The following is a 14,058-nucleotide window of genomic DNA, read 5'->3' on the forward strand; positions in this document are numbered from 1 at the left end:
TCGCGTGCTCGGGTGCCCCCGCGCGGCCCGATCGCGCAGGCCCGCCCGGTTAGGCTGTTCGCGTGACCGACGCCCCCTTCCTCGCGCTCCTGCTCGACGTCGACGGCCCCATCGCGAGCCCGGTCACCCGGTCGATCGCGATCCCGTCGATCGCGCGCGACCTCGCGATGCTCGCGAACGCCGGCAACCCCGTGATCTTCAACACGGGGCGCTCCGACGCGTTCATCGCCGCCGAGGTCGTGCCGCCGCTGCTCGACGCCGGGCTCGAGCCCGGTGCGCCCGTCTGGGCGATCTGCGAGAAGGGGGCGGTGTGGGCCGAGATCGGCACGGGCGGGCTCGGCGAGGTCTTCGTCGACCTCGATCTCGCGATGCCCGTCGACTTCTCCGCCGACATGCGGGCGTACGTCGAGTCGCACTTCGACGAGTTCGCGTTCTTCGACGAGACCAAGCGGGCCATGGTCTCGGTCGAGCAGCACGTGCACGTGGCATCCGACGCGTACCTCGCGGCGCAGCCGCGCTTCGACGCCCACGCGCACGCCGCCCTCGCCGCCCGCGGCTTCGGCACCGTGCGCGAGGGCGACGAGCGGCCCGACGAGGCGGGGCGGGTGCACTGGCGCATCGACCCGACCATCATCTCGACCGACGTCGAGTCGGTCAGGCTCGGCAAGGACCTCGGCGCGGCGCGCGCCGTCGAACTGCTCGAGGCACGAGGCATCCGCCCGCAGCACTGGCGCACGATGGGCGACTCGCGCGGCGACTACCGCATGGCCGACTGGCTGCACGAGCGCGGCGAGCGGGTGAGTCACGTCGACGTGCGACCGGCCGAGGGCATCCCGGCGACCGGCTACCCGGTGCTGACGGCGGGCGAGCTGATCCACGACGAGGCCGGAGCGGTGTTCCTCGACCGCTGGGTGCGGGCCGCCGGCCGCGGCGAGCTCGGCGACGACGAGTAGCGGGCCCGACGATGCCGAGTCCAGACGTCGCAGACCCCGCCGCCGCACCCGAGCCGTCGGCGCTGCGCTCGCACCCGATCGCCCTCGTGCCGGCCCTGCTCGTCTGCGGCGCCGCCGTGGCGCTCTTCGGCTTCCTCGCGCCGGTCGCGGGCTACGCGATGCTCGCCGCCGGGCTCGTGGTCGCCTGGCTCTGCGACCGCTCCGGCCGCACCGAGCGCCTCGCCGCCGACCTCGCGCTCATCGCCGTCGGGCAGGTCATCATCTCGACGGTCTCGCTGAAGGCCGACCTCAGCGACGCCGGCATGGTGCGCTTCGCGGTGGTGCTCGGGCTCGCGGTGCTCGTGCCGTACCTCATCTCGCGATTCCTGTACCGCGAGCGCGTCATCCGGTTCCCGTGGCGCACCGGCCGGCGATGGAACCGCACGCAGTGGCTCTACCTGGTCTTCGTGACGCTCGCCGGATGGCTGATCCTGCCCTTCTACTTCATCAGCTCGGGCGTCTACCAGAACTGGCCGACCGTGACCGAGCCCGACACGATCGCGCGCCTGTTCGTGGGGGTCGCCGCCGTCGGCACGTGGGACGAGCTGTTCTTCATCTGCACGGTGTTCGTGCTGCTGCGGCGGCACTTCCCGAGCTGGCAGGCGAACATCCTGCAGTCGATCGTCTTCGTCTCGTTCCTCTGGGAGCTCGGCTACCAGTCGTGGGGACCGCTGCTCACGATCCCGTTCGCGCTCATCCAGGGCTACACGTTCAAGCTCACGAAGTCGCTCGGCTACGTGTTCACGGTGCACATGCTCTTCGACGCGGTGGTGTTCGCGGTGATCGTGTACGCGCACATCGGGTGGCCGGCGATCTTCCCCTTCGCGCCGCAGCCGTAGGCGCCTACTTCAGTTGCCCCCTGATCTCGCCGCCGGGGTACCTCGTCGTGTGCACGTTGACGTAGTACGCCCGCGGGCTCGCGGAAATGGCGTCGAGCAGTGCGTCGGAGGCGGTCGTGCACTCCGTCACGCTGAACTCGGTCGATCCCTCCACGACGAGCGGCACGACAACGGGGCCGTTGACGTTGCGCGGAGCCACGTGGATGTGCGCGGCGACCGCGGGCGTCGTGAGCCCCTCGGCCGTGAGGGTGTAGCACAGCATGCCGCCGTCGATCTCGTACGAGAAGAAGCCGTGGGCGCCGCCGGTCACCTCCCCGGTCTCCTGCTCGTTGTCGAGCGGGATCGCGGGGGTGCCCGGCGGCTTCGCCTGGGCGGCACCGGCGCCGCCGAGGGTGAGTGCGGCGACCGCGGCGAGGGCGAGTGCGGCGAGACGAGTCCGTCGAGTCGTGAGCATGGTGGAACCTCACATTCTTCGGGATGGTTCGCACGCTACGCCGAGTGCCTCGGGTCCTCAAGCGGTTCCTCGGGCTCCGGGCTCAGCGCCCCTCGACCTCCGCGCCGTGCTCGCCGAGCCACGCGAGCAGCACGGCGGCGTGGTTCGTCTGCTCGTCGCGTGCGCCGTAGAGGAGCGTGACGCGATCGTGCTCGGGGCCGAGCGCGAGAAGGGCGGCCGCGGCCGGGCTCTCGTCGAGCTCGGCGCGGTAGCGCCCGGCGAAGTGGTCGAAGTCGCCCTGCCGGTCGGCGGCGTGATGCCACTCGGTGCGCAGCTCGGGGGAGGGGGCGACCTCCTTGTCCCACAGGTCGAGCTCGGCGCGCTCCTTGCTGACGCCGCGCGGCCACAGCCGGTCGACGAGCACTCGGAACCCGTCGCCCGGCTCGGCGGGCTCGTACACGCGCTTGATGACGAAGGCCATGGCTCCAGTCTCGCGGGCGTCGGGCGATGAGACAACGGATGCCCCGTGCGCAGGCCTGCGCGCGGGGCATCCGTGATTCGCGATCTCGAGGACCGCTGCGATCAGATCGCCGACCACCCGCCGTCAGAGGCGAGCACGACGCCCGACACGTTGGCCGAGTCGTCGGAGAGGAGCCACGTGATCGCGGCCGCGAGCTGCTCGGGCTCGGCGGGCACGAGGGCGAGGGCGCCGAGCACCGGGCCCAGCACCTTGCCCGCGTGCTCGGACTTGAACGGCGCCTCGATGTTCGTCTTCACGCCGCCCGGGGCGACCGCGTTCACGCGGACGCCGGAGCCCGAGTACATGACCGAGGCGTTCTTCGTGAAACCGACGACCGCGTGCTTCGAGGTCGTGTAGGCGGCGCCGGCCGAGGCGCCGCGGAGCCCCGCCTCGCTCGTGACGTTGACGATCGAGCCCGAGCCCTGCTCGAGCATCGTGGGCAGCACCGCGCGGGTGAGGCGCATGACGGCGGTGACGTTGACGTTCATGACGCGCTCCCAGGTGGCGTCGTCGACCTCGGCGGCGGGCAGGAAGCCGTCCATGATGCCGGCGATGTTCGCGAGCACGTCGATCTTCTCGCCCGCGGCCGCGACGAGCGCCTGCACGTTCTCCTCGACCGTGATGTCGCCGGCGACGGCCACGATGTCGAGCGCGGGGTTCGCGGCGACGAGGGCGTCGAGACGCTCGGCCGAGACGTCGGCGGCGATCACGCGGGCGCCCTCGGAGGCGAGGCGCACGGTCGTCGCGAGGCCGATGCCCGAGCCCGCGCCGGTCACGATCGCGACCTTGCCGTCGAAGCGTCCGGGGGTGATGGCGGTGTTCATTGCTGCTCCTCAGGGGTGAGTGCGGCGTCGTGGCGTACGCGGCGTCGCGGTGGTTCGCCGGTCGGGTTCGTGGCCGGTCCACTAGTTATAACACTCGGTGTCATAAAATGTTCCGAGAACCAGGTTTCCGCGAGAATGGGAGCGTGACCATGGATGCCTCGGCAGCGACCCCTGCCGCCCGCGCCCCGCGCGGACGACCGGTCGAGGTCGACCCCGAGGCGCTCGCCGCCGTGGCGCTCGCGCTCTTCGAGGAGCGCGGCTTCGACGAGGTGACGATGGCCGAGGTCGCCGAGGCGGCCGGGGTGAGCCGGCGCACCCTGTTCCGCTACTACCCGTCGAAGCCCGACCTCGTCTGGGGCGGGTTCGACGAGGCGATCGCGCGCTTCGAGGCGTCGCTCGGGGCCGGTCGCGCGGCCGCCGGCGGGGCTGACTGGCAGGCGGCGCCGAGCCCGGCGCCGATCGCCGAGCTCCACCGCGCGTACGTCGCGATGGCCGAGTTCCCGCCCGACATGCTCGGTGTGACCCGCCAGCGGCTGCGCATCATCGACGCGTACCCGGCCGTGCTCGCCCATGGGCTCGCGAAGTTCGGCGCCGTGCACGAGCTGCTCGAGCCCTACCTCGGCGAGCCGGGATCGCTGCGCGCGCACCTCCTCGCCGACCTCTACGTGACGACGGGCTTCAGCGCGATGCGGTGGTGGGCCCGCAGCGGCACCGGCACGCCGTCGGCCGCCGTCGACGCGGCGCTCGCCGTGCTCGAGGGCTCATTGGTGTGAGCGGCCGCGCGGCCGCCCGTCCGCCCGTCCGCCGCATGGTCGGCCCGAGGCATCCGCTCTGGTAGAGTATTCAGGTTGCCGTGAATCGGCCGCGCATCAAGAGAGCCCAGGCATTCGGCCCCGGGCAGCGCGCAACAAGGAGAAAGGGGATCCCATCTATGGCACTCGAAGCAGACGTCAAGAAGGCGATCATCGAAGAGTACGCGACGCACCCCGGTGACACTGGATCCCCCGAGGTCCAGATCGCGCTCCTCACGAAGCGGATCAAGGACCTCACCGAGCACCTGAAGGCGCACAAGCACGACCACCACTCGCGTCGTGGCCTGCTGCTCCTCGTCGGTCAGCGCCGTCGTCTCCTCGGCTACCTCGCCGATGTCGACATCGCGCGCTACCGCTCGCTCATCGAGCGTCTCGGGCTGCGCCGCTAAGCGGAGTAGTCTCGCGCGGCTCTCGACGACACCGCGAACTTCTTGCGAAGGCCCCCGCCGATTCGGTGGGGGCCTTCGTCATGCTCGGATGCCTCGTGGTGGGCGCCGGCCCGGCCGCCCCGCGGCGCGGACCTCAGCTCGCCCGCGCCCGATGCGCCCGCGCAGCCATGCGGTTGCCGCAGCGGGTGCTGCAGTAGCGGCGCGAGGCGTTCTTCGAGAGGTCGACGTAGACGCCCTCGCAGTCGTCGGCGTCGCACTCGCGCAGGCGCCGGGTCTCGTCGGCGCGCACCACGTCGACGAGGGCCATCGCGGCCTCGACGAGCATGCGCTCGGCGAGCGGCGCGTCGGGCGAGGTGGCGTGGATGTGCCAGTCGGCGTCGTCGTGCCGCACCAGGTGGGGGAGCGCGTTCGCCTCGTCGAGGATGTCATTGACGGCGCCCGCGAGCTCGTCGCGGGGCAGCGCCCACACGGTGCGGAGGCGCGTGCGCGCGGCGCGCACCTCGGCGAGCTCTGCCTCGTCGCCGTCGCGGCGGCCCGAGTACCGCCAGGCGTCGATCATGTCGTCGAGCTGCGCGCTCGTCGCGAGCTCGTCGTCGCCCGATTCGGACGCCTCGGGCACCGTGTCGGCCAATGCCGCCATGAACTCGAGCGCCGCCACCGTGTCATCGGTGAAAATCATTTGACTCCTGACGTGGTCGGGATGTACTGTCACGAGCATAACGGTTTTCGCTCATGACGAGGAAGAGGTGGCACGACCATGACGGCACGACGCGGCGGACTCGCCGGCATCGCGATCGGCCTCGCGGCCGGCCTGGCCTTCGGCATCGGCGGCGTCTTCGTGAAACCCCTGCTCGAGAGCGGCTGGTCGCCCGGGGCTGCGGTGCTCGCGCGCATCTCGATCGCGGCCGTCCTGCTGGCCGTCCCCGGCCTCCTCGCGCTGAAGGGCGACCTCCGCCCGCTCTGGCGCGCCAAGTGGACGATCCTGCTCTACGGCACCGTCGCCGTGGCCGGCGTGCAGTTCTTCTTCTACGCCTCGCTCCAGCGCATCCCCGTGTCGATGACGCTGCTCATCGAGTACCTCGCGCCCATCGCGCTCGTGCTCCTCGCGTGGGTGCGCACGCGCCGGCTGCCGCAGCCGGTCGTCCTCGGCGGATCGGTGCTCGCCCTCGCGGGCCTCGTGCTCGTGATCGGTCCCGGCGGCGGCGGGCTCGACGTGCTCGGCCTCGCCTTCGCCGCCCTCGCCATGATCGGCGTCTGCGTGTACTACGCGGTCGGCGAGTCGGCGGCCGAGCAGTTGCCCCCGGTGACGCTCATCGCGGCCGGCTTCATCGTCGGCGCCCTCGCGCTCGGCCTCGCCGGGCTCACCGGCCTGCTGCCGATGCACGTCGAGTTCGGCGAGGTCGCCTTCCTCGGGGCGGAGGTCCCGTGGTTCGTCCCGCTCCTCGCCGTCGGCGTCGTCTCGACGGCCTTCGCCTACACGGCCGGCATCGCCTCGATCCGCATGCTCGGCGCGCGGCTGTCGTCGTTCCTCGGGCTCTCCGAGGTCGTGTTCGCGGCGATCGCCGGGTGGATCCTGCTCGGCGAGGTGCTCGGCCCCCTGCAGATCCTCGGCGGACTGCTCATCCTCGCCGGCATCGTCTGCGTGAAGCTCGAGCGGGCCGAGTCGCCGTCGGCCCCCGCCGTCGAGCTCGGCGCCGAACCGGTGCCGGTCACGGCGTCGACCGCGGTCGTCGCGGGGGCGCCGCACACGACCGACCCCGAGCGAGCGGCCTAGGCTGACGGCATGCGATTCGGCATCGTCATCCTGCCCCAGCACGACTGGCCCGAGGCCGCCCGATACTGGCGCGGCGCCGAGGAGTACGGCTTCGACCACGCCTGGACCTACGACCACCTCGCATGGCGCAGCCTCGCCGGCGAGCGCTGGCACGCGACGATCCCGACGCTCACGGCGGCGGCGATGGTCACCGAGCGCATCGGCCTCGGCACCTTCGTCTCGCACCCGAACTACCGGCACCCGGTGCCGTTCGCGAAGGATGTGGCGACCCTCGACCAGATCTCGGGCGGGCGCGTGCTCCTCGGCATCGGCTCGGGCGGCACCGGGTTCGACTCGACGGTGCTGCGCCAGCAGCCCCTCACCGCCCGGCAGCGAGCCGACCGCTTCGATGAGTTCGTGCGCGAGCTCGACACGCTGCTGCGCTTCGAGGGGCCCGGCTCGGCCGGCATCTCGTTCGAGGGCGAGTGGTTCGGCGCCGACGGCGCCCGCATGGTCGGCGAGCCGGCGCAGCTGCCGCGCACGCCGTTCCATCTCGCGGCGAACGGTCCGCGTGGGCTGGCGCTCGTCGCCGAGATCGCCGAGGGGTGGATCACGACGGGCGGCGACGACGACGGCACCGACGCGTGGTGGCGGCAGGTCGCGGCGCTCTCGGCGCGGCTCGACGATGCCTGCGCCGCGGCGGGCCGGGCGCCGGGGGAGCTCGCGCGCACGCTGTCGCTCGACTCGGAGGCGCGCACGAGCCTCGCGAGTCTCGACGCCTTCGAGGACGCGGTGGGTCGGGCGCGCGAGCTCGGCTTCACCGACGTCGTCGCGCACTGGCCTCGGCCCGAGGGCATCTACGCGGCCGACGAGCGGGTGCTCGACGAGGTCGCCGGGCGGCTCGACGCCCTCCGCTGACGGCGGCGCCGGGGCATCCGCCGCGATAGCCTGAACAGATGTCTGCGCCCCGCCGGAAGCCGCTCCACCTCTGGGAGCCGCTGCCGTACCTCGTCGTGCTCGTCCTGCTCATCGCCACCGGTGGCGTGCGTCCTGACTCGCCGGCGTGGCTGTTCTGGCCGTTCAACGCGCTCCTCGTCGCCGCGATCGCCTGGCTCGTCGTCGGCCTCGTCCGCGGGCGGCGCCGCACGAACCCCGACCAGTGGGGCGACCTCCGCACGCTCGACGGGCTCGAGCTCGTCGACGCGCCGCGCCTCGACCGGGCGGTACGCCAGGTCGCGCCGGTCGCCGACACGCATCGGCACCAGCCGGCCATCGACCTCGCACTGTTGCACGGGAGCGCCGACCAGGAGGCCGTGCTCGTGCCGCGCGCGAGCCGCTGGCTGTCGATGCGCTACCGCATCGGCGTGCAGCTCGTCGGCGGCGGCACGCCGAGGCATGCGGGCTTCCTCGGCGATGCGGTGGATGCCACGTGGCGCGAGCTCCTCGACGGGCTCGCGTCGGACGGGCGGTACGTCCGGGTGCCCGCGCGCATCACGGGCGACTCGCGCCCGCATGGCGTCGAGCTCGACCTCGGCGGACTCGAGTCGATCGCGACGGCCGAGGCCGGCGCGGCGCGCTGACGCGCCGGGACCGGCCGGTCGGGCGGGCCCGGGCTCAGGCGCCGGCGGCCTGCTGCGCCTGGTCGGCCTCCTGCGCCTCCTGCGCGGCGAGCTGCGCGCGCACCTCGTCCATGTCGAGCGCGCGCACCTGGGAGACGAGCTCGTCGAGCATCGGGCGGGGGAGTGCGCCGGCTTGCGAGAACACGCCGATGCCGTCCTTGAAGGCCATGATCGTCGGGATCGACGTGATGTTCATCGCGGCGGCGAGCTGCTGCTGGTCTTCCGTGTCGACCTTCGCGAAGGTGAAGTCGGGGTTCGCCTCGGAGGCGGCCTCGTAGTTCGGGGCGAACTGGCGGCAGGGGCCGCACCACTCGGCCCAGAAGTCGACGAAGACGGTGCCTCCTTCGAGGATCGTCTTCTCGAAGTTCTCCAGGGTCAGCGCGACGGTAGCCATTCGTCCAGACTAGGCGACGCCGCTGAGCACCCGCCGGGTGTTCGCTGTCAGCGACCCGAGCGACCCGAGCGGGCGCGCGGGCGCAAGCAGGACGAGACGTTCGTCCGAGTTTTCCTCAACCCCCTTCTCGGGGGCGGCCCAGGCCGCCTATGCTCCCTTGCCAGGCGCCCAGATCGGGCCGCCGGTTGGAGGAAGACGATGAAGTCACCTGTAACACCGTCCCGCGGATTGGCGATCGCGACTGTCGCGGCGTTCGCCGTCGCACTGTTCCCGGCAGGAGCGGCCACCGCCGCGCCGGCCGCGACGTGCGACAACCGCAACAACAACACCGTCTCGAAGCTGCTCGAATGCGTGAGTGGCGACGGCGCGATGGAGCATCTCGAGGCGCTGCAGACGATCGCCGACGAGAACGGCGGCAACCGGGCCGCAGGGCTCCCGGGCTACGAGGCCAGTGTCGACTACGTCGTCGACACGCTCGAGGCGGCCGGATGGAACGTGTCGATCGAGGAGTTCGACTACGACTTCATCGGCGACGCGGAGCTCGAGCAGCTGACCCCGGTGCAGGCCGAGTACCCGACCGGCGCGTTCAGCGGCAGCGGTGCCGGCGACGTCACCGCCCCCGTCGTGGCCGTCGACATCAACCTCGTCCCGCCGCGCGCCTCGACGAGCGGCTGCGAGGAGTCCGACTTCGCCGGGTTCCCCGCCGGGTCGATCGCGCTCGTGCAACGCGGCACGTGCAACTTCGGCGACAAGGCCTACTTCGCCGAGCAAGCGGGCGCCGTCGGTGTCATCATCTTCAACCAGGGCAACACGCCCGACCGCGAGGGACTCGTCGTCGCCGACGCGTCGTCGCGCACCGACGGCACGCCGGTCACCCACGGCATCCCCGTCGTCGGGGCGAGCTTCGACCAGGGCGTCGCGCTCTCGCAGCCGAACTCGACGGCGCGGGTCTTCGTGCCCGAGCCCGACCCCCGTCCCCAAAAGAACGTGATCGCCGAGCTCCCGGGCAGGAACGACGCGAACGTCGTCATGGCCGGCGCGCACCTCGACTCCGTGCGCGAGGGGCCGGGCATCAACGACAACGGCAGCGGTTCGGCCGCGCTCCTCGAGATCGCCGAGCAGATGTCGAAGGTGAAGCCGCAGAACACCGTGCGCCTCGCCTGGTGGGGTGCCGAGGAGGACGGGCTGCTCGGCTCGGCCGCCTACGTGGCCGCGCTCTCGCAGGCCGAGAAGGACGAGATCGCGCTGTATCTCAACTTCGACATGGTCGCGTCGCCGAACTACATGTTCATGACCTACGACGGTGACGAGTCGGGCTTCCCGGCGCCGGTGACGGTGCCCGACGGCTCGGTCGAGATCGAGAAGCTGTTCGAGAGCTACTTCACGAGCGTGGGCGTGCCCTACGACGACGCGGAGTTCAGCGGTCGCAGCGACTACGAGGCGTTCATCCTGAACGGCATCGCCGCAGGCGGCCTGTTCACGGGTGCCGACGCGATCAAGACCGAGGAGCAGGAGGCGATCTGGGGCGGCGTGGCCGGCGAGATGCTCGACCAGTGCTACCACCAGGCCTGCGACGACATCGACAACATCGACGAGTACGCGCTCGACGTGAACATGGACGCGATCGCCCTCGCGGTGCTCGCGTACTCCTACTCGACGGAGTCGGTGAACGGCGTGGCCGGCAAGAAGGTTCCGGGCGGGCTCGTCCTCCCCGAGCCGGCGGGCCCCGAGGGCACGGTCGGTAGCGGCGGCGGGCACGAGCACGGCGAGATCGGCTGATCTCATCCGGCTCGACCACGGCGGGGGCGTCTTCGGGCGCCCCCGCCTTTCGCGTGTTTCAGCGTCGTGCGCCGCGGCGTCGGCGGACGGGAATACGGTGGCAGGGGCATCCGTTGCACGAACTGTATGCAAACGCATATATTGAAGGCATCGCCGTGAACACGAGCTCAGGAGCAGCTGCAATGCAATTCGGAATCTTCACCGTCAGCGACATCACCGCCGACCCGACCACGGGGCGCACGCCGACCGAGGCCGAGCGCATCAAGGCCACCGTGACCATCGCCAAGCACGCCGAGGAGGTCGGCCTCGACGTCTTCGCGCTCGGCGAGCACCACAACCCTCCGTTCTGGTCGTCGTCGCCCACCACGACCCTCGCGTACATCGCGGGGCAGACCTCGACCCTGCAGCTGTCGACCGCGACCACGCTCATCACCACGAACGACCCGGTGAAGATCGCCGAGGACTACGCGATGCTGCAGCACGTGTCCGACGGGCGCGCCGACCTCATGCTCGGCCGCGGCAACACCGGCCCCGTCTACCCGTGGTTCGGCAAGGACATCCGCCAGGGCCTGCCGCTCGCCGTCGAGAACTACGAGCTGCTGCACCGGCTGTGGCGCGAGGACGTCGTCGACTGGTCGGGCAAGTTCCGCACCCCGCTGCAGGGCTTCACCTCGACCCCGCGCCCGCTCGACGGCGTGCCGCCGTTCGTGTGGCACGGCTCGATCCGCACGCCCGAGGTGGCCGAGCAGGCGGCGTTCTACGGCGACGGCTTCTTCGCCAACCACATCTTCTGGCCCGCCTCGCACACCCAGCGCATGATCGCGCTCTACCGCCAGCGCTTCGAGCACCACGGCCACGGCACCGCCGCGCAGGCGATCGTCGGCCTCGGCGGCCAGGTGTTCATGCGCCGCAACTCGCAGGACGCGGTGCGCGACTTCCGTCCGTACTTCGACAACGCCCCGGTCTACGGCCACGGTCCGAGCCTCGAGGAGTTCACCCAGCAGACGCCGCTGACCGTCGGCAGCCCGCAGGAGGTCATCGACAAGACCCTGGGCTTCCGCGACTACGTCGGCGACTACCAGCGTCAGCTCTTCCTCCTCGACCACGCGGGCCTGCCGCTGCAGACCGTGCTCGAGCAGCTCGACCTGCTCGGCGAGGTCGTCGCGGTGCTGCGCGAGGAGTTCGCGAAGAACCGTCCTGCCGAGGTGCCGGATGCCCCGACGCACGCCTCGCTCGTCGCCGCGAAGTACGGCGACGAGGCCCCCCGCCAGGCCACGCCGAACGCGAACCGCGGCGACAACCTGACCGTCGGCTCGCCCTACCAGGACACGGCGACCGCGGCTGCGCCGGCTCCGGCGGCCGGCGGCTCGGCGTTCGGCCCCGCTGCGACCCGTCAGGGGGCGACCCGATGACCGCGAAGCAGATCGTCGTCGTCTCGGCCGGCCTCTCGACGCCGAGCTCGACGCGGCAGCTCGCCGACCGGCTCGCGTCCGACGCGGTGTCGGTGCTCGCCGACCGCGGGGTCGCCGCCGAGGTGCAGACGTTCGAGCTGCGCGAGCTCGCGCACGACATCACGAACCACCTGCTGCTCGGCTTCGCTCCGCCGAAGCTCGAGGCGGCGCTCGAGGCGGTCGCGTCGGCCGACGGGCTCATCGCCGTCACGCCGATCTTCACCACGAGCTACGCCGGGCTGTTCAAGTCGTTCGTCGACGTGATCGACCCGCAGGCGCTCACCGACCTGCCGGTGCTGCTCGGGGCGACGGGCGGCACCCCCCGCCACTCGCTCGCGATCGACTACGCGATGCGGCCGCTGTTCACCTACCTGCACGCGGTGCCGGTCACGACCGGCGTGTTCGCCGCCACGGGCGACTGGGGCGGCGCCGAGGGCGACGGCGTGCGCTCGCTGCCCGACCGCATCTACCGGGGCGCGAAGGAGTTCGCCGAGCTCGTCGAGCGCACCGACCGCTCGCAGCTCGTGAACGACCCGTTCCAGCTCGACCGGCCGATGGGTCACCTCATCGGCGGGCTCGCGGGGGAGTAGTCGGCGCTGCTGGAGTGAACCGCTGTTCACATCACGCCGAGATCGATGCGCCGGAGGGCGGGTCGGGCCGACGCCCGGCCCGCCCTCCGCGGTGCGCCCTCAGCTCGTCGGGCGGTTCACGTCGGGGATCGTGATCGGCGTCGTCGTGCCCGAGGCGCCGCGGTTGAGGAAGGCCATCGCGAGGGCGCGGAGGAACTGGTCGAACAGGTAGAAGTTCACCGGCGCGATGGGGATGAGCCCTTCGCGGAACAGGATGTAGGAGGGCCATCCGACGCGGATCGTCGCCGCTGAGACGTAGTCGCGCTTGAGCCCCAGCCAGTCGCCGATCTCGTTGCCGAGCTGGTAGCGCACGAACTCGTTGAGGAAGCCCCGGGTGACGCCGAGGTCGACCTGGGCGGTGAGCCCGAGGAGCACCCCGGCGAGCTCCTGGCCCTCGGGCGTCCAGTGCAGCTTCGGGGTGAGGATCTGGTCGGCCTGGGCGTGCGCCGCGGCCCACGACGCGGGGATGTACTCGTCGCGGACGCCGAGCATGTGCAGGGCGACCTGCCACGAGTGCAGGAAGGCGTCCTGGTCGGCAGTCGACATCGGCACGCCCCACTCCTTGAGCTTCTTGTGCGCGAAGGTGCCCGTGCTGTGGAAGGTGACGAGGATGTCGTGGTTGGAGATGGGGATCTGCTCGTCGTGACCGCTCGCCTGCCAGTGCGGCGACTGCGGCAGCAGATGGCGCACGGCCGCGTGCACCATGCGGGTCTTGTTGGACGTGACGAGGAACTCGCCCGTGTTCTCGAACGCGTTGAGATCGCTCAGGTCGTACCCGAACGAGAACGTCTTCGCGGCGCGATCCTGCATGTCGGCACCGCCCTTCGACCAGTACACCGAGCGGGCCTCGCGCGGGATGACGGTCGACATGATGCCGCCGCCGATGCCGTAGATCACGAAGAGGTAGGTGTCCTTGCGGCGGTTGAAGTCGGCCGCGCGACGCAGCTTCGTGCGGTCGGCCCACGCGGGCAGGGCGACGGCCCCCTGCAGCCAGGTCGCGAGCTCCGGCGGGAGGCCGCTCGGCACGGGCTGCCAGTTGTTGACCCAGGACGCCATCGCCTGGTTGACGGCGGGGACCTGTCCGTTCTGGATGACCGAGGCGATGATCCGGTCGATCTCGTCGTCCCAGACCCACTGCGGGTCGATGCTCGAGCCGCCGCCGAGGGCGCCCGCGAGCGAGCCCGCGACGGAGTCGGACCTCGACCACGACCACGCCGCGCCCGGCGCGGCGACGACCCCGGAGAGGCCGAGGGCCGCCCCGAGGGTGAGCACGGATCTTCTGTTCATCTCGGGCATGTGTCCACCTGCTTCCTCGAAGGGGATGGCTGCGCCGCGGCCTCGTCGTCGGGGCCAGGTCCAGCATCTGCAAGCCATCCTGCACATGTGATTCGCCATTAACATATTGAGGCGTGTCGTTCGCGCACAAGCCCCCGTTCCCGGATAAAACTGAGGAAAAATCAAGAAAGCTGTTCCGCTGGGGGCGAATCGGCGTAACCTCGGTGACGGGGACGCGGCGTGAGCCGCCGACACCGCGCGATGGCGCGCACATTCCGATCGGGGCGGGATTCCAGGCCATGCAGGTCCGGGGGTCGTCGTGTCGCCCGTGTCCGAATTCCGATCGGAA

At 71.3% G+C, this 14,058-nt stretch carries 16 protein-coding genes; 10 read left to right on the forward strand and 6 right to left on the reverse strand.

Annotated elements, in window-relative coordinates:
* The first annotated feature begins 62 nt into the window (after positions 1-62).
* Together ACFVTH_RS18665 and ACFVTH_RS18670 are read left to right on the forward strand one after the other, a co-directional pair.
* Positions 63-953 carry a hypothetical protein gene (locus tag ACFVTH_RS18665; RefSeq protein ID WP_387094281.1) on the forward strand — a complete coding sequence of 297 codons (891 nt, stop codon included), beginning with the start codon at positions 63-65 and terminating at the stop codon, positions 951-953.
* An 11-nt stretch (positions 954-964) separates the two neighbouring features.
* Positions 965-1,831 carry a CPBP family intramembrane glutamic endopeptidase gene (locus tag ACFVTH_RS18670; RefSeq protein ID WP_387094284.1) on the forward strand — a complete coding sequence of 289 codons (867 nt, stop codon included), beginning with the start codon at positions 965-967 and terminating at the stop codon, positions 1,829-1,831.
* A gap of 4 nt (positions 1,832-1,835) precedes the next feature.
* On the opposite strand, the gene ACFVTH_RS18675 is transcribed toward ACFVTH_RS18670, so the two are convergent.
* The 3 genes from ACFVTH_RS18675 to ACFVTH_RS18685 all read right to left on the reverse strand — a co-directional run bounded on the left by ACFVTH_RS18675 (position 1,836) and on the right by ACFVTH_RS18685 (position 3,608).
* Positions 1,836-2,285: a CHRD domain-containing protein gene (locus tag ACFVTH_RS18675; RefSeq protein WP_387094287.1), complete on the reverse strand. Its 450-nt coding sequence runs from the start codon at positions 2,283-2,285 to the stop codon at positions 1,836-1,838.
* 82 nt (positions 2,286-2,367) lie between these two features.
* A complete protein-coding gene (locus ACFVTH_RS18680) occupies positions 2,368-2,745 on the reverse strand; it encodes a DUF488 domain-containing protein (protein WP_387094290.1) in 378 nt (125 codons plus the stop codon).
* 101 nt (positions 2,746-2,846) lie between these two features.
* Positions 2,847-3,608: an SDR family NAD(P)-dependent oxidoreductase gene (locus ACFVTH_RS18685; RefSeq protein ID WP_387094293.1), complete on the reverse strand. Its 762-nt coding sequence runs from the start codon at positions 3,606-3,608 to the stop codon at positions 2,847-2,849.
* Between the two features lie 149 nt (positions 3,609-3,757).
* On the opposite strand from ACFVTH_RS18685, the gene ACFVTH_RS18690 reads away from it, so the two are divergent.
* Complete coding sequence (locus ACFVTH_RS18690; RefSeq protein WP_387094526.1) at positions 3,758-4,381, forward strand: TetR family transcriptional regulator; 624 nt, start codon at positions 3,758-3,760, stop codon at positions 4,379-4,381.
* 158 nt (positions 4,382-4,539) lie between these two features.
* Positions 4,540-4,809 carry a 30S ribosomal protein S15 gene (gene rpsO, locus ACFVTH_RS18695; protein ID WP_022890935.1) on the forward strand — a complete coding sequence of 90 codons (270 nt, stop codon included), beginning with the start codon at positions 4,540-4,542 and terminating at the stop codon, positions 4,807-4,809.
* A 133-nt stretch (positions 4,810-4,942) separates the two neighbouring features.
* Here the strand turns inward: rpsO and ACFVTH_RS18700 are convergent, their stop codons facing one another.
* Entirely contained in the window at positions 4,943-5,488 is a 546-nt protein-coding gene (locus ACFVTH_RS18700; protein ID WP_387094296.1) for a CGNR zinc finger domain-containing protein, read from the reverse strand.
* Positions 5,489-5,566: 78 nt separating this feature from the next.
* Between ACFVTH_RS18700 and ACFVTH_RS18705 the strand changes: the two genes are divergently transcribed.
* The 3 genes from ACFVTH_RS18705 to ACFVTH_RS18715 are packed head-to-tail and all read left to right on the forward strand — an operon-like array spanning position 5,567 to position 8,142.
* Positions 5,567-6,583, forward strand: a complete 1,017-nt coding sequence (locus ACFVTH_RS18705; RefSeq protein ID WP_387094300.1) for a DMT family transporter — start codon at positions 5,567-5,569, stop codon at positions 6,581-6,583.
* A gap of 9 nt (positions 6,584-6,592) precedes the next feature.
* Positions 6,593-7,480, forward strand: a complete 888-nt coding sequence (locus ACFVTH_RS18710; RefSeq protein WP_387094303.1) for an LLM class flavin-dependent oxidoreductase — start codon at positions 6,593-6,595, stop codon at positions 7,478-7,480.
* A gap of 38 nt (positions 7,481-7,518) precedes the next feature.
* On the forward strand, positions 7,519-8,142 hold the full coding sequence (locus tag ACFVTH_RS18715; RefSeq protein WP_387094306.1) for a hypothetical protein: 624 nt from the start codon (positions 7,519-7,521) through the stop codon (positions 8,140-8,142).
* Between the two features lie 34 nt (positions 8,143-8,176).
* Here ACFVTH_RS18715 and trxA read toward each other — a convergent pair whose 3' ends face one another.
* Entirely contained in the window at positions 8,177-8,575 is a 399-nt protein-coding gene (gene trxA / locus ACFVTH_RS18720) for a thioredoxin (protein ID WP_387094309.1), read from the reverse strand.
* A gap of 228 nt (positions 8,576-8,803) precedes the next feature.
* Here trxA and ACFVTH_RS18725 point away from each other — a divergent pair, with 228 nt between their 5' ends.
* From ACFVTH_RS18725 to ACFVTH_RS18735, 3 genes are all read left to right on the forward strand, one after another.
* Positions 8,804-10,354 (forward strand): M28 family peptidase, encoded by a 1,551-nt coding sequence (locus ACFVTH_RS18725; RefSeq protein WP_387094312.1) that lies wholly within the window; start codon positions 8,804-8,806, stop codon positions 10,352-10,354.
* A gap of 182 nt (positions 10,355-10,536) precedes the next feature.
* On the forward strand, positions 10,537-11,766 hold the full coding sequence (locus ACFVTH_RS18730; RefSeq protein WP_387094315.1) for an LLM class flavin-dependent oxidoreductase: 1,230 nt from the start codon (positions 10,537-10,539) through the stop codon (positions 11,764-11,766).
* On the forward strand, positions 11,763-12,395 hold the full coding sequence (locus tag ACFVTH_RS18735; RefSeq protein WP_387094318.1) for an FMN reductase: 633 nt from the start codon (positions 11,763-11,765) through the stop codon (positions 12,393-12,395). The genes ACFVTH_RS18730 and ACFVTH_RS18735 overlap by 4 nt, the downstream gene beginning before the upstream one ends.
* Positions 12,396-12,494: 99 nt before the next feature.
* Here ACFVTH_RS18735 and ACFVTH_RS18740 read toward each other — a convergent pair whose 3' ends face one another.
* Positions 12,495-13,721 carry an oxygenase MpaB family protein gene (locus tag ACFVTH_RS18740; RefSeq protein WP_387094321.1) on the reverse strand — a complete coding sequence of 409 codons (1,227 nt, stop codon included), beginning with the start codon at positions 13,719-13,721 and terminating at the stop codon, positions 12,495-12,497.
* Between the last annotated feature and the right edge of the window lie 337 nt (positions 13,722-14,058).

The organism is Agromyces sp. NPDC058104, assembly GCF_042884835.1.
Taxonomy (GTDB): Bacteria; Actinomycetota; Actinomycetes; order Actinomycetales; family Microbacteriaceae; genus Agromyces.